12 protein-coding genes and 2 pseudogenes are annotated in these 19987 nt (G+C 69.4%); 8 read left to right on the top strand and 6 right to left on the bottom strand.

Annotated features, from left to right (window positions below):
• Nucleotides 1–799 precede the first annotated feature (799 nt).
• The 3 genes from QTQ03_RS16455 to QTQ03_RS16445 form a co-directional block, all read right to left on the bottom strand.
• Nucleotides 800–2590, bottom strand: coding sequence for a hypothetical protein (locus tag QTQ03_RS16455; RefSeq protein WP_289278814.1), 1791 nt, complete (start codon nucleotides 2588–2590; stop codon nucleotides 800–802).
• 609 nt (nucleotides 2591–3199) lie between these two features.
• Nucleotides 3200–3868, bottom strand: coding sequence for a TetR/AcrR family transcriptional regulator (locus QTQ03_RS16450; RefSeq protein ID WP_289278813.1), 669 nt, complete (start codon nucleotides 3866–3868; stop codon nucleotides 3200–3202).
• The gene (locus tag QTQ03_RS16445) at nucleotides 3865–5478 is read right to left on the bottom strand and encodes a succinic semialdehyde dehydrogenase (RefSeq protein ID WP_289278812.1); all 1614 of its coding nucleotides are present in this window, start codon (nucleotides 5476–5478) and stop codon (nucleotides 3865–3867) included. The genes QTQ03_RS16450 and QTQ03_RS16445 overlap by 4 nt, the downstream gene beginning before the upstream one ends.
• A 204-nt stretch (nucleotides 5479–5682) precedes the next feature.
• On the opposite strand from QTQ03_RS16445, the gene QTQ03_RS16440 reads away from it, so the two are divergent.
• Nucleotides 5683–6453, top strand: a complete 771-nt coding sequence (locus QTQ03_RS16440) for an enoyl-CoA hydratase/isomerase family protein (protein ID WP_289278811.1) — start codon at nucleotides 5683–5685, stop codon at nucleotides 6451–6453.
• Nucleotides 6454–6626: 173 nt separating this feature from the next.
• Here the strand turns inward: QTQ03_RS16440 and QTQ03_RS16435 are convergent, their stop codons facing one another.
• The 3 genes from QTQ03_RS16435 to QTQ03_RS16425 all read right to left on the bottom strand — a co-directional run bounded on the left by QTQ03_RS16435 (nucleotide 6627) and on the right by QTQ03_RS16425 (nucleotide 9461).
• Nucleotides 6627–7070, bottom strand: coding sequence for an HNH endonuclease (locus QTQ03_RS16435; protein WP_289278810.1), 444 nt, complete (start codon nucleotides 7068–7070; stop codon nucleotides 6627–6629).
• Between the two features lie 361 nt (nucleotides 7071–7431).
• Complete coding sequence (locus QTQ03_RS16430) at nucleotides 7432–8958, bottom strand: FAD-dependent oxidoreductase (protein ID WP_289278809.1); 1527 nt, start codon at nucleotides 8956–8958, stop codon at nucleotides 7432–7434.
• A gap of 20 nt (nucleotides 8959–8978) precedes the next feature.
• Nucleotides 8979–9461 carry an MSMEG_6728 family protein gene (locus QTQ03_RS16425; protein WP_289278808.1) on the bottom strand — a complete coding sequence of 161 codons (483 nt, stop codon included), beginning with the start codon at nucleotides 9459–9461 and terminating at the stop codon, nucleotides 8979–8981.
• A 77-nt stretch (nucleotides 9462–9538) separates the two neighbouring features.
• Here QTQ03_RS16425 and QTQ03_RS16420 point away from each other — a divergent pair, with 77 nt between their 5' ends.
• The 7 genes and pseudogenes from QTQ03_RS16420 to QTQ03_RS16390 all read left to right on the top strand — a co-directional run bounded on the left by QTQ03_RS16420 (nucleotide 9539) and on the right by QTQ03_RS16390 (nucleotide 19848).
• Nucleotides 9539–11335: a potassium channel family protein gene (locus QTQ03_RS16420; protein ID WP_289278807.1), complete on the top strand. Its 1797-nt coding sequence runs from the start codon at nucleotides 9539–9541 to the stop codon at nucleotides 11333–11335.
• Nucleotides 11336–11697: 362 nt separating this feature from the next.
• A pseudogene (locus QTQ03_RS16415) lies at nucleotides 11698–14505 on the top strand (LamG domain-containing protein); the annotation flags it as partial.
• Nucleotides 14506–14670: 165 nt separating this feature from the next.
• Complete coding sequence (locus tag QTQ03_RS16410) at nucleotides 14671–15453, top strand: transposase family protein (protein ID WP_289277203.1); 783 nt, start codon at nucleotides 14671–14673, stop codon at nucleotides 15451–15453.
• 9 nt (nucleotides 15454–15462) lie between these two features.
• A pseudogene (locus QTQ03_RS16405) lies at nucleotides 15463–16326 on the top strand (LamG domain-containing protein); the annotation flags it as partial.
• Between the two features lie 389 nt (nucleotides 16327–16715).
• Entirely contained in the window at nucleotides 16716–17807 is a 1092-nt protein-coding gene (locus QTQ03_RS16400; protein ID WP_289278806.1) for an IS630 family transposase, read from the top strand.
• Between the two features lie 126 nt (nucleotides 17808–17933).
• Nucleotides 17934–18257, top strand: coding sequence for a hypothetical protein (locus QTQ03_RS16395; RefSeq protein WP_289278805.1), 324 nt, complete (start codon nucleotides 17934–17936; stop codon nucleotides 18255–18257).
• Between the two features lie 55 nt (nucleotides 18258–18312).
• Nucleotides 18313–19848: an ISL3 family transposase gene (locus QTQ03_RS16390; RefSeq protein ID WP_502889670.1), complete on the top strand. Its 1536-nt coding sequence runs from the start codon at nucleotides 18313–18315 to the stop codon at nucleotides 19846–19848.
• Nucleotides 19849–19987: the final 139 nt, after the last annotated feature.

Here is a 19987-nt window from a genome sequence, read left to right as displayed (position 1 = left end):
CGACACTCATCGGTTGGAACTTGGTGATCCGTGACGCAGCGGTCGCTCCGCCACCACCAGCGGCGATACTGGAAGCCAGTGTCGGGCTCGACCGTCAACGGACTGTCACCGGGCGCGCCCGGCCAGAGACGCCGGGCAAGGACTCGTACGGCCACCACCCGACAACACCGCCGTGCGGGAGCGCTACCTGCTCCCGCCCGTCTGCCCCGACGACAACGCCTGCGTATCGTCGCCGCCCGGCCCTTGGGCAGCCCGGCCAGGACCAGCACGACAGGAGCCGCAGAACCGAACGGTCTACGTACGGATGTGTGGTAGCCCGGGCGACGGGCGTCGGCCGTGAGTGGATCGTGAAATCGTCGTCGAGGGCCTTGACCCGCCGTTCGTTCTCCATAACGATACAAACGGTAACGTTATGTGTGCGAGCAGTGCGGTGCGGTGGTCGCCGAGGGCGACCCGATCGTGCTCGCCACCCTCTACAGCCGGCTGGAAGAACCACCGGCGCGATTCCGGATCGCCCTTCCGTAACACCGAGAAGCCCCCTTGTCGAGAAACAGCCCAAAGCAAGCGACTCACGATGACCTCCAAGGCCCCCGCGCAACGTCAGCCTGTGCCCTGAAAGATCGGGAACATCGTCCCCGCAGTCCTGGCCATCTTCCAATCAGGCCGTGCAATGTTGACACAGCGAGCACGGCACCTTTGCAGATCGTGAAGCCTCGACCACTCCATGATCCACAGGTGCCGTGCTCGCCGCCCGTCCCTGGCGCTGCCACGGGTCCCGCCAAAACGGACAGCCGGGGGACTACTCCGGGGCCCGGCTGGTGGCGGTTAGTCGGATCAACTCCCATCCGCCTTCCGGCACATTGTCGTCAGGGTTCGTTCGCAGGTTCATCGGGTTTGCGGTGCCGATGTAGATGTCTGGCCCATCGGCAACCATAGTCCGAAATCCATAGTTGAGGTAGTTTCCGAGGCCGACTGTGTCGACTGGCCTGGCGGGCGCTCCGGCGGAGTCGAACACCCACAGGTCGGCGCCATAGACTGCCGGATCGACGCCGTCGAGCGCGGCATCGGTCGAGGGATCGTTCGGTCTCAGCTCCCGGCTGAGATAGCTCCAGTCCATTGTGCCCACGAACAGACGACCGTCGGCCACGACCATGTCCCAGGTATAGTTGTTGAAAGTATTACCAAACCCGGACCGACCGAATCTCGGCCGGTAGCCGGTCGGCACCGGGCGCCAAGCGCCCGCTCCGTCGTTCGCATCAGGATCGAACGCTGGAAGATTCGACTCACCGTAAAGCAGCTCTACGGGTGACTCTTCATCGTCGAATGCGCTTCGGAAGAGAGCCGTCGCACGATGCGTGGCCGTCAGCGCCGTCCGCCTCTCCTCAGTATCGGCCGAAGGGTGACGTCTCGAGTGAAACAATACGGCCGCTCCCGGAACATGCATCGTTCCCCAGTAAAGCCGCCCGCCATAGGCGGTAAGACCACCGAGGCCATAGGTGCGGGCGATGGTGGGGTCCGGCTCGTAGTCGGTCACGCTCCACACCTGCCTCCACGCGTACGCGTCGTCTTCGGTCAGTCCCGGTGCTCCGTCGACCAGTGCTGGGCTCCGCCATACTCCCGGCGCGGCAGCGCCCGGGCCGAAGAGGGACGTGTCGCCGGCCCAGGTGATCGCAAAGATTCGTCCGTTGTGGGCGGTAAGGTCCGCGGCTTCGGCCGGCAAATGTCCAACCAGGTCGAATTGGAACGGATCGGACTTGCTGCCGGTCCAGCGGAGAACAGCGCCCTTGATGGCGACGACGCTTCCAGGGGCGCGGCCCACACCCACCCCGGCGTAGAGGGCGCCATCAGCCACCACGAAGTTACGGATGTTGCTGTACCTGAGAAAGGTTGTCGACCCGAGATAGTCGCCGGATACGCTGTCGAAGGCGAACAGGTTGATCCCCCCGAATATCCCCAACCCCGCCAACAGGACAACACCGTCATGTGCGCCGGCGGCGCGAATTCCCAGCGTTGATTTCAACCGCAGGGCATCTGTTATGGAAGCATTGATGATGTCGCCGGTCTTCTCGGTGGTCCTGCCGGATTCAATGTCGTAATGTACGACCTGCGGTGGGCGTGCGTCACCGGCCGCCAACCGGGGATCACGCTCGCCGAGAGGTGGTACCAGGCGTTGCTTCATGTACTCGCTTTCACCGTACTCGCAAGCGTAGTCCTCCGTTCGCATTGGTTCAGCCGGCTTGGTGGATTTAAGTTTACTTAAGACCAGGCACTGCAGGTTGGCCGTAGTTCCCAACCAGATGCTCCTATCGGAGCGGACCATGCTCCACACGTACGCCTGGTTGACTTTCGGCACTCCATCGGCGCACGGAGGACCAGGAGGATAAGGCTCCCCAATCCCCGCGAAACACTCGTCCGGTTTAGCCTTGGCCAGTATCTCCATCTCGAATTCGGAGTGTGAGACGTGCCCGACGGCTTGGAATCCGGGGTCGGCCGAACCAGGGGGGCCAGGGATGATCGTGAGAGCCGCTGCCACCGACAGGGCGACTGCGGCGACGAGGATGGACTTGCTGACGGGCAGAGTGCTGTTCATAAGGGTTCCTTCGTCATTTGTGGGTAAGTAGCTGGTCACGCCGGGCCTGCTACCAAGTTCTCTGGAACGCCCCGATTTTGAATTCCTGCCGCTCGCGTCGTTGGTTGCGCGATCCGGCGAGCACCGTCCTGTCGGCACGACCACTGGTCACGGGCCAACGTGCGGTTCGAGCTTTGGAGGAGCGGCCGGAACGCGCCATCCGGGCGGCCAACTTTCGACCTTATAATCTGTCGAGCTAGCGAGATTGGTTATATCATTTATACTGCCCCGGGGTCAGGGTTCAGTCGGCAGCTAATCCCATTGGGGGAAGATTCAGTGACTTTCTGTCCGGTGCTGTATCCGGCCCCTGGGGCTCTTCCGGGCAGGATGCGAGGTGGGCCTCGGTCGGTGCGGGCCAGACCGTGGGCGTCACCGTCGATGACGAGCGCGGAATCGACCGACCAGGTGACGGCAACCCGGTCGTGCCCTTCGAGCCGGCGGAGGAGACCACGCCACGTCCGCCACGCCACGGGTGCGTAATCCGGTGAAGGGTGCGACGGGTCGGGTGCTGGCCCGCCGCGCTGCCAGACCGGGCCGGTGCGGTTCCCGGCCGGCGTGGGCCCGAGCCGGTCAGCCGGTGGGCAGGCCCGCGACCAGAGTGTCGACCAGGGTGTCCGCGTCGGCGTCCGGCAGCGGCCGGCCGGTCACCACCGCACGGAGCCAGACCGGGCCGAGCAGCAGGTCGGCGAGGAGAGCGTCGTCGACCGGGCCGGTCAGCTCGCCCCGGGTCACCGCGCGCCCGGTCACCTCGGCGACGTGCGCGCAGTGCTGGCCGAGCAACTCGTCGGCGAGCCGGGCCAGTTCCGCGTCGGCGCCGGTGTGGGCGAGCACGTCGGCGGCGAGGCGGCCCGGCCCGGTGGCGAAGAACGCCGTTTTCGACCGGACCAGCGCCACCAGGTCGCCGCGCAGCGAGCCGGTGTCGGGCACCGGCAGGTCGCGGGCGATGGCGTGCCGGAAGGTCGCGGCGACCAGCGACGGTTTGGACGGCCACCAGCGGTACAGGGTGGTCTTGTTGACACCGGACCGCCGGGCCACCCCCTCGACGGTCAGCCGCGCATACCCGGCCTCGGCCAGCAGGTCCAGCACGGCCCCGTGGATGGCGTCCGCGCCGCGTGGGCCCCGCCCCGCGCGGGCCCCGCGATCCGCGCCCGCGGGTCGGCGGGTGCCGCCGGGCCGGTCCGTGTCGAGGCCGCCGGTCGCCGCCCCCGGTGCGGGCCCGGCGGCCGCCGTCGTGTTCACAGCCCGGTACGGCGCAGCAGGCGCAGCGCCGCGGTCATCCGCCCGGTCCAGGCCGCGGTCCGCGCACCCGGCAGGTGGTACGCGGGGGCCAGTTCCAGGACCCGCTGCCGCGCCACCGTCTTCACCCGGGTGAACCGGAGCAGACCGTCGGCGCCGTGCCGGCCGCCGAGCCCGGAGTCCTTCCATCCGCCCATCGGCGCGTCGATGCTGCCCCACACCGCGCTGTAGCCGTCGTCGACGTTCACGCTGCCGGCGTCGATCCGCGCCGCGACCGCCTCGCCTCGCGTGCCCGAGCCGCTGAACACGGCGGCGTTGAGCCCGTACGGGGTGTCGTTGGCGAGCGTGACCGCCTCGTCGTCGGTGCCGAACCGGTACACCGCCACGACCGGTCCGAAGGTCTCCTCCGCGTACATCCGCATCTTCGGCGCGACGCCGGTGAGCACGGTGGGCTCGAAGACGAACGGGCCGATGTCCGGCCGGTGCCGGCCGCCGGTGTGCACGGTCGCGCCCGCGGCGACGGCGTCGGCGACGTGCGCGGTGACCGTGTCCAGTTGCCGGGCGGAGGCCAGCGAACCGAGGTCCGCCTCGAAGTCGCCACCGACGCCGAGCCGCAGGGTGCCCGTCCGGGTGACGAACCGCCGGAGGAACTCGTCGTGCAGCCGGTCGGCCATGTAGATCCGCTCGATCGACACGCAGAGCTGGCCGGCGCTGGCGAAGCAGGCCCGGATCGCGCCCTCCACCGCCCGGTCCAGGTCGGCGTCGTCGAGCACGAGCAGTGGGTTCTTCCCGCCCAGCTCCAGCGACGCCGGGACCAGCCGGCGCGCGGCCTGCGCGGCGACCTCCCGGCCGACGCGGGTCGAACCGGTGAAGCACACCAGGTCCGCCCGGTCGGTGATCAGCGGCCCGACGTCGGCGCCTTCGCCGGCGACGATCTGCCAGAGGGCCGGGGGCAGGCCCGCCTCCACGGCGAGCGTGCGGACCCACAGCGCGCTCAGCATCGTGGCCGGATCGGGTCGGTGCACGACGGCGTTGCCGGCCATCAGAGCGGGCAGCACCTCGGCGGTGGCCAGCGAGAGCGGGTAGTTCCACGGGGAGATGACCCCGACGACGCCGACCGGGAATCGCAGCTCGCGGGCGCGGGTCAGCACCGGCAGGGCCCCGGCGCGCCTGCGGGGCCGCAGCAGCCGGCCGGCCGTGCGGGCGTAGTAGCGGGCGGTGATCGCCGTGTCGAGGACCTCCTCGACCGCGTGCCGCCGGGCCTTGCCGGCCTCCAACTGGACCAGGTCGAGTGCCTCGGCCTGCCGGTCGAGCACCAGGTCGTGCAGGCGCAGCAGGACTGCCGCCCGGCGGTCCACCGGCACGGCGGCCCAGGCGCGTTGGGCGGCCCGCGCGTCGGCGAACGCGCCGGCCACGTCGGCCTCGGTGCTCGACGGTAGGACCACAGTCGCCGCGCCGGTCAGCGGCGACACCGGGGTGTAGGTCGGGCCGGTGCCGCGTACCTGCGTGGCGAGCGTCGCGGTGAACCCGGGAAGCCGCGGCGGCCGGCCGGGGGCGGTGGGGTTTCCCGTGCTGGCCTGGTCGGCGAAGGTGGGACGAGCGGTCGCGGTCATACCGTCACGTTAGCGCGACGCAACGTTGCGTTGCAATTGCCCTCCCGGGTCGGCCGCACCGCCGCGCCGAGCCGGACGGCACGCGCGGTCGGGGGTGGTGGACCCGGCCGAGCGTCGGTGACGGGTGCCACCCGGTGCGTCGGGGACGGGCCGCCGGCCGTTATGGTCGCCGCACCGGTGCAGGCCCGGTGATCCGGAGGGAGAGTGGCGGTGGCGGACGCGGAACTCCTCGTCGAGATGACCGGTGCGGTGGCAACAGTGGTGATCCACAATCCGGCCCGGCGCAACGCGATGACCACGGCGATGTGGCGGCAGCTACCGGTGCTGCTGGACCGGTTGGCGGCCGACCCGGCGGTCCGGGCGCTGGTGCTCACCGGTGCCGACGGCACCTTCTGCGCCGGCGCGGACCTGGGCGACCTGGACGAACTGCTGGACGCCGGTGACGCCAGCATCGCGGTCGAGGCGGAGGAGCGCCTCGCCGCCTTCGCCAAGCCGACGGTCGCCGTGATCCGGGGCGCCTGCGTCGGCGGCGGGTGCCAACTCGCCGTCGCCTGCGACCTGCGGATCGCCGCCGGTGACGCGCGCTTCGGCGTACCCCCGGCGCGGCTCGGTCTGGTCTACCCGGCGCCCACCACCCGGCGGTTGGCCCGGCTGGTCGGACCGTCCGCCGCGAAACACCTGCTCTTCACCTCGGAACTGGTCGACGCGGAGCGGGCGCTGCGGATCAACCTGGTCGACGAGGTGCTTCCGGTCGGCGGGCTCACCGCCCGGGTGGACGAGATCACCGCTGCGGTGACAGCACGCTCACAGCTCACCGTCACCGCCGCCAAGGAGATCATCGACGATCGGGCGGACGCCGATCGGATCGCCTGGTGGCACGGCCAGGTTCGGGCCAGCGGTGAGGCCCGGGAGGGCGTGACCGCAGCCAACGAACGCCGCTCACCCCGCTTCACCTGGACACCGCCCGCTGGCTGACCGCATCCGTGGCGTCGCCCCGACCCGGTTTCGGCAGCCGGCCGGAACGGCGCCGGCAAAGGGTCGCCTGGCGACCGGCCGCCGACTCCCGCCAGCTGGCGGAGGGGCCGGCGGGTGCCGCCCCGGGAGACGTGCTCACCGAGGCGGCCCCCCGTATCCCGCCGGCCGGTTCATCACCGCCCTGCGAGCGACGCCCAGGTCGGGGTCACCGGCTCCCGCCGCAGCGGCATGCCCGCCTCGGCGGGCGTCCGGTCACCCTTGCGCTGGTTGCACGAGTAGCAGGCGGCGGTCGTGTTCCGCCACGTGTTCCGGCCACCACGCGAGCGGGGCAGGATGTGGTCGATGGTGCTGGCCAGGCCGCCGCAGTACGCACAGCGCCCGCCGTCCCGGCGCAGCACCCCGGCCCGGGACCACGTGGGGCCGGCGCTGAACCGCCAGCGGGTCACCACGTACCGGACGAGCCGCACCACCCGGGGGACCGGGAAGATCCCGATCACCCGGTCCGGCTCGGCCTCGTGGATCTCGGCGACCTGACGGCAGAGCATCCGGATCGCGTGTTGGACGGTGACCCGGTGCAGCGGGCCGAGGTCGGCGTTGACGACGAGGACGGCGTTCACCGGAATCTCCCTCCCTCACTGACGGTCCCCGGGCGGCACGAGCCCGCCCGATCCTGCTGCGGCAGACGGGCGGCTCGACGTGGTACGCGTCAGTCGGGCCGGTCACCCCCACCGGCGTGGCAACCGTCGCCGGGCAGCACCGACGACACACGGCCTACGTGCGACATCGACATGAACAGCTCCCGCGGCGGTGGTTGACCTTGCGCGATCACGGTAGGGGTGGGCGGTGCGGTGCGGCAACGCATTTCGATCCCGCCGATGGCCGAGCGTGGGCCTCGCCCCCGGCGGTCGACGACGATGCCCACCCGCGGCGCTCGGCACGGCCCGCGGGGCAGTGGCGCCCGCCGGGCGAAGCGCCCGGTCAGCCCCGCCCGGCGAGCAGGCCGTGCGGGCGGATCGAGCGCACCGGCTCGGCCGCCCCGCCCTCCGCGCGCAGGATGTGGTTCGCGGCGATGACGCCGGTGGCGGCGGAGCGCTCCATCAGGGCGCTCGGGAAGTCGGTGCGGATCCCGTCGCCGGCCAGGTACAGGCCGTCGGCGTCGGTGCGGACGCCGGGCCGCCACCGATGGCTGCCGGGCGTGAAGGCTGGTGCCCGCGCCTCCACCCGGGCCCGCAGCACGCGTACCCGCAGCCGGGACGCCTCCGGCCACAGCGTGGACAGCTCGGCCCACATCCGCGCCGCCAGCTCGGCGGCGGGAACGCCCGGATCGCAGGCGTACGCGTGCAACTCCACCACGGAACCCCCGGTGCGTTCCGCCCAACGGCGGGACTCGTTCTCCAGCCGGTGATAGAGCGTCACCGAGTCCAGGTTCGGCTGCCGGGACACCCCGCTGAACACCGCCCGGTCCGGGTCCACGTCCCCGTCGCACCAGTGGCGCGCCACCGCGTACGGCGGGCCGGGCCGGCCGAAGGCGGGCACCCGCGCCACCAGCTCGGGAGCGGCCCCGGCGAGCGTCGGGGAGGCGGTGACCAGCGCGGCGAGTGCCGGCGGGTCGAGGGCGAGTACGACGTGCCGGGCGTCGTACCCCCCGCCGGCGGTCGCCACCCGCCAGCCGCCGGCGACACGGTGCAGGGTGGTGACCGCGGTACCGGTGACGACCCGGCCGCCGTGCTTCTCGACGTGCCGGGCGAGCGGCTGCCAGATCGCGGTGGCATAGTCCTCGTCGGGGCAGTCGAACGCCAGCCCTTCCGGATTGCCGAGCAGGTAGAAGTGGAACTGGGCGATCATCTCGGCGGCCGACATCTCCGCCTCGTGGTTGAAGAACGAGTGGGAGAAGACCTCGAACAGCATCGCCCGCGCCCGGTCCGGCAGCCGCAGCGAGGTGAGCAACTCGTCGGCGGTGGTGTGGTCGAACTGGGCGTAGGTGCGGACCGGGTGGTAGCGCAGCAGCGGCAACGCGGCGTCCCGGTCCATGCTCCGCAGGTCGGTCAGGCGCAGGCTGGGACTGCGCAGCAGCAGGGTGAGCAGGTTCGCCGGGGGAGCGGGGGGCAGCCTGCCGAACTCCTCGACGGGCCACCGCGCGGACAGGATCGGGTAGCCCGGGACCGGCTTGAGGAAGCCCAGGGTGGGGTCGGCCCGGCGGAGGATCGACCGCCAGTTGTAGTACTGCCGGAAGAACGCGTGGAAACCGTGTTCGTTCATCTGGGTGCCGTCGGGCAGCAGCTCCGGCCAGCCGCCGAGCCGGCCGCCGAGGGTGGGTGCCGCCTCCAGGACCGTGACGGCCACGCCGCGTTCGGCGAGCACCACCGCCGCTGACATACCGGCGATCCCGCCGCCGACCACCACGGCCGGGACCGGGTGCGGCACGCGCGGGGCGCCACCGCCGCCGGGGTCGACCACGTGCTCGCGTACGCCGATGAGCCGACCCACCACGTGCGACAGCGTCATGGCCTCATCCTGCCCTTCCCTCAGCCCAGGCAGCGGCGTTCACGGTCGGAGGCGGGCCAGACGTACTCCAGGTCGAGTGGAACGTCGTCGCCGAAGAACGGGCGGTAGTGCTCCGGGTCCTTGCGCAGCAGGGACGAGCGGTGACTGCGGTGCAGATCCGCCCGGCCCAGCCAGGGCGGCAGCTCGCCGGCGCCGGCCAGCTCGGCCTGGTCGCGGACGCGGGTGACGCCGCAGGCGGCGGCGAGGTCGGTGGTGATCGTGGCGGCACAGGTGTCCGCCCGACCGGGCTCGGACCAGACCGCGCACATGTCCAGTCCGTACCGGGTCAGCGCCTCCTCGTACCCGGCCCACATCGTCACCGCCGGGTGGTTGCGCCACCCGTACGTCGGCCGGGTGAGGCCGCGCAGCACCTGGATCGTCTCCACGCGCTGCTTGCCCAGCCGCCTCTGGTCCAGCACCCGGGCGCTCGCCAGGAAGTCCGGGTACGGGAGGAACGTCTGCATGTCCGGTGCACTACCCGCCCACCCGGCCGGCATTCGTCGTGATCGTGGGCTGCGCGCGCCCCGATCGGCTGACTACGATGCGGCACATGGCGGAGCCCCTGCTCGATCGTGCGCGGCGGGCCGGCCGTCGATTCCGGGCCAACGGCGACCCGCGGACACACTTCGTGATCTGCGGCCACGACCCGCTGACGTACTGGGTGGTGAAGAGCCTGCTCGCCACCGAGCCACAGGCCGCCCGGATCCGGATCACGCTGGTCGTGCCCGAGCGGCAGCGTACGAACAGTCCGGACGGGCGGGACGTCGAGGGCGTCGAGGTCATCCGGGCTGACCGGCTGGACGAGGTGACCTTCCACCGGTCCGGTCTGGTCGGGGCCGACGGTCTGGCGCTGCTGCACCAGGACGATGTCGGCAACATGCACGCCGCGCTGTGCGCGCAGGAGGTGGAGCCCAGGCTGCGGCTGGTGGTGCGCATGTTCAACACCGGCCTGGCCAACGGCGTACAGCAGATCTTCCCGGACTCGGCGGTGCTCTCCGACGCCTCGATGGCCGCACCGGCGTTCGTGGCCGCAGCCCTCGGTGAGGTCGCGCCCGCCCACTTCCGGCACGGCGGCCGCACCCTCTACGTCGCCCGCCGCGACGACGTCCGCGGCCAGGGCGTCGTGTGCGGTGTGGCCGACACCGGCGACCCGCGGGAGGTCCGGGTGCTTCCCGCCGACGAGCGCACCGCCGACGTGGTGCTGGCCGAGGCGACCGGCGCGCCACCGGGTACCGAGGTGGCGGCCCGCCGGCTACGGCGGGCCCGGCGTCGGCGTCGCCCCGTCGCGATGCTGCTGCGGGCGGTCCGCAGCTTCGCCACCCGCAAGATCGGCATTGCGGTGCTGGTGCTGCTGGCGGCGATCGGTGTGCTCGGCGGCCTGTACGCCGGCACCGCCCAGGTGGGCTGGGGCGAGGCGCTCTACCTGACCCTGGTCACCACGCTCACCGGGCAGGACCCGGACGCGGCCAAGCCGGTCGGCGAGCAGGTTCTCCAGGTGGTGCTCAACCTCGCCGGGCTGGCCCTCATTCCGCTCATCACGGCGGTGGTGGTCGACGGCATCGTCAACGCCCGGCTGGCACTGCACTCCGGGCGGATCCTGCCCGAGCGCTCGGGCCACGTCGTGGTGGTCGGGCTGGGCAACATCGGCACGCGGGTGATGGCCCAGCTCTGCGACTTCGGCGTCGAGGTGGTTGCCATCGACAAGAACCCGCAGGCGCGCGGCGCCGGACTGGCCCGGCGGCTCGGCGTGCCGCTGGTCGTCGGGGACGCGGCCACCGAGGAGACGCTGCGTGCCGCCTCGGTCGGCACCTGCCAGGCGCTGGTGGTGGTCTCCACCGACGACGGGGCCAACCTACGGGCCGCGTTGACCGCCCGCGCCCTCAACGACGAGGTCCAGGTGGTGCTGCGTCTGTTCGACGGGCACTTCGCCGAACGCATCCAGCGGGCCTTCGGAATCGGTGTCTCGCGAAGTGTGTCGTACCTGGCGGCGCCGTCGTTCGCCGCCGCGCTGCTGGACCGGGCCGTGATCGCCACGATCTCGGTGGGCCGGCACGCGCTGCTGGTCACCGACGTCCCGGTCGCCGCCGGGTCGGCCCTGGACGGGCGACCACTCGCCGTGGTGGGCCGGGTGGGCAGCGTACGCCTGCTCGCGCATGCCCGCGCCGGCCAGCGCTACGACTGGTCGCCCGACCGGCGGCTGGTGATCGGGGCGGGGGACCGGTTGACCGTGGTGGCCCGCCGGGCGGGGCTGAACGCCCTGCTCCGCGAGGCCGGCCCGCCCGAGCCGGAACCGCCGACCCCGGCCGGTGCTCCGGTGCCCCGGGTGGCGGAGGAGTGATGCTGTCGGGCGGGCTGAGGCTGATGGTTCCTTCCGCCCTTTTCCGTGTGGTTGCTTTGTCGAGGTTCGGCGACGCGGGTCATCTCGGGCGGATGACCTTGACGTCGCGATGTGCCGACGTGAGCCGGTGTCGAGTCTCTGGCGGGGGCGGTCGGCGCTATGTTCTATGTCACACATTCGGGATGCACTCGTGGTGTGTCGGTCACGGTGGGCAGTAGTGCCAGTTCCGGAGCAACTATCCATCGATAGTTGTAATAGTGATTCGGGTTCCCTTTCGGACGGCTGACTGCCTGTGGCTGTGGTGGGACTGTCGGGTGTGGGTCGAGCCCCTAGTGTCGTCGCCACTGCTTCCTGTGGATTGGATGTGTGGTGTGGGCGGTCGGTGGCGGCGGGGACTGACTGGCGGGGTGGTGGCCCTGGTAGCCGTTGGGGTGATTGCCGTTCCGGGGGTGGGGCAGGCTACGCCGGGTGTGGGGCGGGCAGCGCCGGCGGTGCGGTGCGCGGCGGTGGCGGAGTCGCAGACGGAGGCGACGTCGCTGGCGGTCTCGTGTGGGCGGCCGGTGGTGGTGGAGGGTTCGCGGACGGAGTTCGCGGAGGTGACCGCGTTGCCGGATGGTCGGTTGCGGTTTTCGTCGGCGGTGGTTCCGCAGCGTACGCGTCGGGCCGGTGGATGGGCTGATATCGACCTGAATCTTGCTCGTGGTGGGGACGGGTTGTGGCGGCCGGCGGTGTCGGTAGCGGACGTGGCGTTCTCTGGTAGTGGGGACGGCCCGTTGGTGACGTTGACGCGTGCTGGGCGGACGGTCACGGTGTCGTGGCCGCGGGCGTTGCCGACGCCGGTGGTGTCGGGGGATTCGTTGACGTATCCGGGTGTGTTGCCGGATGTGGATCTGGTGGTGCGGGCGACCCGGACGGGGTTCACCCATGTTTTGGTGGTGAAGACTCCGGCGGCGGCCCGGTTGTCTGAGGTGCGGGCGCCGCGGTTCCGGCTTGGTGGGGACGCGAGGGTGTTGCCGGGTGCGGACGGTTCGTTGCGGGCGTTGGGGGGTGATGTGGTTGTCGCGTCGGCGGAGCCGGCGGTGATGTGGGACTCGCGGCGCGGCCCGGCTGGGGGTGCCGCTGTTCGCGGTCAGGCGTCGGCGGATGTGGCGGATCGGGGGCAGCAGGGGTCGGCGGGTGCTGCGCGGTCGACGGCTGCGGTGGCCGGGGACGCGGCGCGGGTCGGGAAGGTCGGTGTCGAGGTGTCCCGCGGGGATCTGGTGTTGCGGCCGGATGCGACGTTGCTCGACGATCCGGAGGCGGTGTTCCCGCTGTTCGTGGATCCGGCGTGGTCGGTTTACAAGAGCAAGTGGGCGTACGCGACGAGTAACGGGTCGTCGAACTCGGACACGAGTGTGGCGCGGGTAGGGAAGAACCCGGCCACGGGGGCGCTGCACCGGTCGTTCTTCGAGTTTTCCACGACGGCGAACGGGGTGTCGCTCAAGGGAAAGCACATCGAGTCGGCGTATGTGCAGATGAACCTGGATCATTCGTGGTCGTGTGGGCCGACGGTGGCGTCGATGTACTGGACCTCGGCGATCAACGCGACGCCGAAGGCGACCTGGTCGTCGATGGGGTTGAAGTCGTTCCTGGATTCGGCTACGGGTAATGCGAACGAGGCCGGCGGGTGCGGTTCCATCCAACCCGATATGATCATGAACTTCAGTGGGTCTACCGTCACCAACCAGGTGCGGGCCGCGGCCAACGGTAGTTGGAGCACGATCACGGTGGGGTTCACCGCGCGGGCCTCGAACGGGTCGGGGGAGTCGACCCAGGACCGGTGGAAGAAGTTCCACCCGAACGCCGCGAAGCTGATCGTGGACTACGACACCAAGCCGGGCGCGCCGCACAGTTTGCAGATCGCCGGGGTGGCCTGCGGGTCGGGGGTGTTGACGATCGGTACGTTGTCGCCGACGTTGTCCGCGGTGTTCCCCGACGCCGACAGCGGTGACTCGCTGACGGGCAGGTTCGAGTGGATCGAGGTGCCGTCCGGGGGGATCGGCACGGTGACCAGCACCTATCCGGCCCGTAAGAGCGCGCCGCCGGTGAAGACCGGGATCACGCCGAACAGTCGGGCGACGAGTTCGGCGGTGTCGATCGCGAAGGGCCCCACGTACGCGTTCCGCGCCAGGGGTACTGACCGGGCCCCGTACTCGATCACCGGCCCGTGGTCGTCGTGGTGCCAGTTCGCCCCGGACACCACCGTGCCACCAGCGCCCACGGTCACCCCCGGCACGCCCGGCGGTCCGGGCAAGACCATGACGTTCACGTTCAGCACCACCACCACGGACGTGTCCAAGTTCCGGTACGGCTGGTCCAACCCACCGACCACCGAGATCACCGCCAGCGGCACCAACCCGAAGACCGCCACGGTGACGGTCACCGTACCCAGCTTCGGCCGGAACACCTTCTGGGTACGCGGCATCGACGCCACCGGCAACCTCGGCAACATCGGATCCGCCACCTTCACCGCCCCCCGATCCTCCCCAGCAGTGGCCAAGTGGGGCCTGGAGCAGTACCCCGGCGTGGACCAGACCACCGCCCTCGCCGACCAGCAACCCACGCTGGCGGGTGACACCGACCTGGAAACGACGAATGTGACCTGGGCCGACGACGTCCGGATGCACGGCGCCAAGACGACGAGCTTCGACGGCAGCTCAAGTCGCGCTTTCACGTCGGCGCCGCTGATCGATCCGCAGAAGTCGTTCGCCGTCGCGGCCTGGGTGAAGCTGGGCAACGCCGGTGACCCGCTCCCCACCACGAACCAGGTCGCGGTGACCCAGGACGGAAGTCTGAACAGCAGCTTTGTGCTGGGGTTCCGTGGTGGACAGACCAAGAAGTGGTCTCTCTGGCTGCACGTCAACGACACGGCCGGTACGGCCGAGACCGGAGCAGTCGAATCCGCGGTGCCGGTGGTCACTGGCGTCTGGACGCACCTCGCGGGCGTTTACGACGCGACCAACGATACGACGAAAATCTATGTCAACGGGCAGTTGTCGGCGTCGGCGTCTGCCGGTGGAATGCAGGCTTGGCCCAATCGGCAGCGGATCGTGATCGGTCGCGAGCTGTGGCAAGGTTCCTCCATCAACTACTGGGCTGGCCAGATCGCCGATGTTCAGATGTTCGACCGGGAGGGCCATTCAAAACTCGGTCGACGCCCATGGATGTCACGTTGAGTGAGGTTCGAGGGTGCCCGTGACCCGGGTTGACTGTCCGGAGTAGACGCAGCGGCTGGGATCCGATAGATCAGCTTTGTGTGGAAGTTGATCGAGGGTCAGCCGCTGCGCTGTGAAAGTATGACAGGACTCCCGACGGACCGGCTCGCTGACCTGATCGGCCGGGTTCGCGAGATCGTGGGCGATGAGTGGGAGAAGCCGCCGGTCGGGCGTCCGCACGTGTTGCCGCTGGCCACGGCGGTGATCGCGGTGCTGTTCGGACTCCGGCACAACATGCCCGACGAGGTCCTCGGCGAGGTGTTCGGCTGTTCGCAGGCCACGATCACCCGCTATCACCAGATCCTGCAGCCGATCCTGCGCTGGGTCACCCGTCCTGAGGTCGACCAGCGCCTGGAGCAGACCCGCCGTGACGGTGTGCTGGTTGACGGGTTCGTCGCCCCGGTCGGCGAACGCGAGTCCTACCACGGACTGTTCTCCGGCAAGAAACACCTGTCAGGGCAGAACGTGCAGGTCATCGCCAACCTCGATGGCCGCGTCGCCGACGTCGGCGAACCCGTCAACGGCGCCCGCCACGACGCGGCGGCGTTCTTCATCTCCGGCATCGCCGAACGCTGGGCCAGCCACCTCACCGACGGACCAGGCATGATCGGCGACGGCGGCTACCAGGGCACCGGCCCGATCACCCCGCACAAGAAACCACCCGGTGGGGAACTGACCGCCCAGCAAAAGGCGTACAACTACAGCGTCAACCGGCTCCGCGCCGCCGTCGAACGCGCCATCAGTCATCTGAAGAACTGGAAGATCCTCAAGACCGGCTACCACCGGATCATGACCGACTTCCCCGACGTGTTACGCACCGCCACCGCCCTGGAGATCTTCAGAACCGCCGCACCCGGGTTTTGAATGACCCTCCGGGTGTTGGTGCCGCAGGACTTCACCGGTCAGCTGGCGACCGAGTCGACGTCGAGTGGGTTCCACGAGCCGGGGATCCTGACTCCTGTCCAGGTCGGCAACTGGGATTTCGAGGCCGCCACACCCTGTTACCTGGCGAATCTGAGGGACACCTGTGAGGCGCCGGACACGGTGACCGCCTGGGGCCGGTACCTGGCCTTGACGCGGGGTTCCGCCGTCGGCGCCGGCCACTCCGCCAACGGATCGGGCCTGTGGCTGGACTACGACTACTTCCCGGACGAGGGTTTCAGCGAGAACACGTCGGAGTACGGGCGCAGCGCGGTCAAGACGGGCACGACCGAGCCGGACGCCGACGGCCTGGAGTTCACACAGTGGCAGGAGAAGCCCGTCCTGCGGACCGACCAGTCGTTCACGATGTCGGCCTGGGTGATGCTCGACCGGCTCGACGGCATGCGAACGGCAGTATCCCAGCGGGGGATCCATGAAAGCGCCGGCTGGATCAAGTTCAACTCCACGTTGGGTAGGTGGCAGTTCAGTATCAGTGACGATGACGTCACCACGACCTCCGGAGCGACCGTTAACTCGACGTCCCTTGCGGAAGAAGGTGTGTGGACCCACCTTGGCGGCGTGTACGACGCCGAGCGGAACCAGATTCGCCTCTACGTCAACGGGGTGCTCGAAGGGACCACGGAGAACATCACCTTTACCCCGATGGCCTCGACCGGTCCGCTGCTGGTGGGCCGCACCCTGTGGCGAGACAACATTGTCGACCAGTGGACCGGCGGCATCGACGATGTCGCTGTGTTCCAGGGTGCGTTGACCGACACGTCAGTGTTCATGTTGTACAACTCGTACGTCCCACCGGTCGCTGGCAGCAACACGCTGCTGCGGGGGCAGAAGCTGACCGAAAATCAGTATCTGCGCTCGGACGCCGGCAACTATCGCCTGATGATGCAAGTGGATGGCAACCTGGTTCTGACCCAGGCTGGCGTGCCGTTGTGGGATGCCGAGACCTGGAACAACCCGGGCGCTGAGTTGGTATTCCAGCCCGACGGGAACGTCGTCGTCTACGCCAGTGACGGTACTCCGCTGTGGAACACCAAGACCTGGGCGACGGCCGCGGACAAGCTGGTTCTCCGTGATGACGGTGATCTGGTGTTGCTCGACCCGAGTGGTCAAGTCTTGTGGCGTCGGTGAGCTGGTCCTAGTGTCCTGCGCCGGAAATTCGCCTAATAAGTGGGTAGGGTGACGGGATGCCGAGAACTGGGCGTCCCACTGCGCCGGTGACGCTGACCGACGAAGAGCGAGCGACGTTGACGCGGTGGGTACGTCGGGCGAAGTCGTCGCAGGTCCTGGCGATGCGTTCGCGGATCGTCCTGGCGTGTGCTGACGGTGCGTCGAACACCGACGTCGCAAGGGATCTCGGAGTGCATTTGTCCACGGTGGGCAAGTGGCGGCGGCGGTTTCTGAAGCTGCGGCTGGACGGACTGATGGACGAGCAGCGACCAGGCCGCCCGCCGTCGATCAGCCTCGACCAGGTCGAGGACGTGGTGGTGACGACGTTGGAGCAGGCGCCGCGCAACGCCACCCACTGGTCGCGCACGTCGATGGCCGAGAAGTCGGGGTTATCGAAGTCCACGATCGGGCGAATCTGGCGGGATTTCGGCCTCAAGCCCCACCGTGCCGAGACCTTCAAACTGTCCACCGACCCGCTGTTCATCGAGAAGGTCGTCGACGTCGTCGGGCTCTACCACAACCCGCCCGAGCGGGCCGTCGTGCTCTGCGTTGACGAGAAGAGCCAGATCCAGGCACTCGACAGGTCCCAGCCGGTCCTGCCGATGATGCCCGGCATGCCCGAACGGCGCACCCACGACTACACCCGCAACGGGATCACCAGCCTGTTCGCCGCGTTCAACATCGCCGACGGCCATGTGATCAGCGAGTTGCACCGCCAGCACCGCGCCGTCGAGTTCAAGAAGTTCCTGACCACCATCGACAAAGCGGTGCCAGCCGAGTTGGACGTGCACCTGGTCTGCGACAACTACGGCACCCACAAGACCCCGGCCGTGCGGGCCTGGCTGGCCCGCCACCCCCGGTTCCACATGCACTTCACCCCGACCGGCTCGTCCTGGATCAACCAGGTCGAACGCTGGTTCGGCCACCTCACAGAGCAGAAGATCCGCCGCGGCGCCCACAAAAGCGTCCAAGCCCTGGAAGCCGACATCCGCTCCTGGATCGCCGACTGGAACCGCGACCCACGGCCGTTCACCTGGACAAAGACGGCCGAAGAGATCCTCGAATCACTCGCACGATTTTGTAGGCGAATTTCCGGCGCAGGACACTAGTTGGTTGGACCTGTTCGGGTCGGCTGTGGGGTCGGGCGGAGCAGGTCCACCGAGTTTTACGCATGTTGATGTACTGAGTTGGCGTCTTCTGCTCCGTGCGGCTGTCCTTTCCGGGGAGAAACCATGATGTCTGTACGACCTGTCCACCGTTCGTTGCGGCGACGGGACCCTGCTCGGACCGGTGGGTTCCGGCGGTGGGTCGCCGGTTTGACGGTCGTGCCGCTGGTGGTGTCGTTGCTGGTCGGCGCGCCGGTCGAGGCCGCCGCCCCGGCCCCGGCGGTCAAGCCGGTGCGGCCGCCGGTGGAGAAGCTCGACGTGCACGGTGGGCCGGTGTCGGGTCGGGCGTGGGCGCAGCGGCGGGTGAAGGACGCGCCGGTCCCGGCACCGGTGTGGCCCGCTGCCGGGACAGCCCGTGTCGAGGTCGGTCCGGCGAGGGGACTGTACAAATAGCGGCCCTGTCTCACTTTCGGTGGTGACGGAGGGTGGCGGGTGTCGTTGTTCCTATGTGGAGGATGTCAACAGACTTGTACGGACGGTGTTCTCGGGGCTGTCCCCGCTGGTCATCGAGGACGTGACCGACGAGGGTGAGCGGATCGTGGTGCGGGCCCGGACGCCGCGTGACACTGCGGTCTGCCCGAGGTGCGGGGCCTCGTCCGGACGGGTGCACGGCTATCACTGGCGGACGGTCGCCGACGTTCCGGTCGACGGGCGCCGGGTGGTGGTCCGTGTGCGGGTGCGGCGTCTGGTGTGCCCCACGCGCGGCTGCCGCCACACCTTCCGTGAACAGGTTCCCGGGGTGCTGGAGCGATACCAGCGCCGCACAGCCCGTTTGAACAGGCAGGTCAAAGCCGTCGTCAAGGAGTTAGCGGGCCGGGCAGGGTCGCGTCTGCTGGCGATACTCGCCATGGGCCTGTCCCGTCACACGGCTCTACGCGCCCTGCTGTGCATCCCGCTGCCCAATGAGCGGACGCCTCGGGTGATCGGCGTTGACGATTTCGCTCTACGCCGGCGGCACCGCTACGCCACCGTGGTGATCGACGCCGAGACCCATGAGCGGATCGACGTGCTACCCGACCGCACCGCCGACACCCTCGAAGCGTGGTTACGCGCACATCCCGGCGTCGAGGTCGTATGCCGCGACGGCTCGGCGACCTACGCCGAGGCCATTCGCCGCGCCCTGCCCGACGCGGTGCAGGTCGCAGACCGGTGGCACCTGTGGCACAACCTCTGTGAAGCCGCCCTCAGCGAGGTGAAGGCGCACAGTACCTGCTGGGCCCCCGTCCTGGACGCACCCATCTACGACGGCCCCCGCGCGCGGACGACCCAGCAACGCTGGCACCAGGTCCATGACCTGCTCGACCAAGGCGTGGGCCTGCTGGAGTGCGCCCGCCGTCTGCAGTTGGCCCTGAACACCGTCAAGCGCTACGCGCGAGCCGACCGGCCCGAGCGGATGCTCCGCGTCCCCAAATACCGTGCCAGCCTCGTCGACCCCTACCGCGAACACCTACGCAAACGTCGAGCCGAGGACCCCAGCGTCGGCGTCAAGCACCTCTTCGACGAGATCAAGACCCTCGGCTTCACCGGCTGCCTCAACCTCCTGCACAAGTACATCAACCAAGGCCGCGCGGACGCCGACCGCAGCCACATCTCCCCACGCCGCCTCGCCCGGATGATCCTCACCAGACCCGACAACCTCAAACCCGAGCGCCGAGATCTACTGGCACGGCTCACCGCAGCCTGCCCAGAGATGACCCAACTCGCCGCCGCTGTCGGACGCTTCGCCGAGCTCCTGACGCCTCAACCCGCAAACACCGACCGGCTCTCGCACTGGATCCTGCAGGTTCGCACGGTCGATCTACCTCATCTGCACGCCTTCACCCGAGGCCTGGAACGCGACCGCGACGCCGTGAACGCCGCGCTCACGCTCCCCTACAGCAACGGCCCCACCGAAGGCGTCAACACCAAGACCAAACGAATCGCACGTCAAATGCACGGACGAGCAGGCTTCACCCTGCTCCGCCACCGCATCCTCCTCGGATAACAGCACCCACCGTCACCACCGAAAGTGAGACAGGGCCCAAATAACGGCTGATCGACCGATCAAGGGAGAGACGCCAGATGACGACCGAGACCACCGTGGGACAGCCGGCCGTGGAGCCGGTGGGTGCGGTCACGGATGA

Origin of the sequence: Micromonospora sp. WMMA1363 (genome assembly GCF_030345795.1) — a bacterium.
Classification (GTDB): Bacteria; Actinomycetota; Actinomycetes; order Mycobacteriales; family Micromonosporaceae; genus Micromonospora.
Note: the sequence above shows the minus strand (reverse complement) of the source record. Positions and strands in the feature narration are given on the sequence as shown.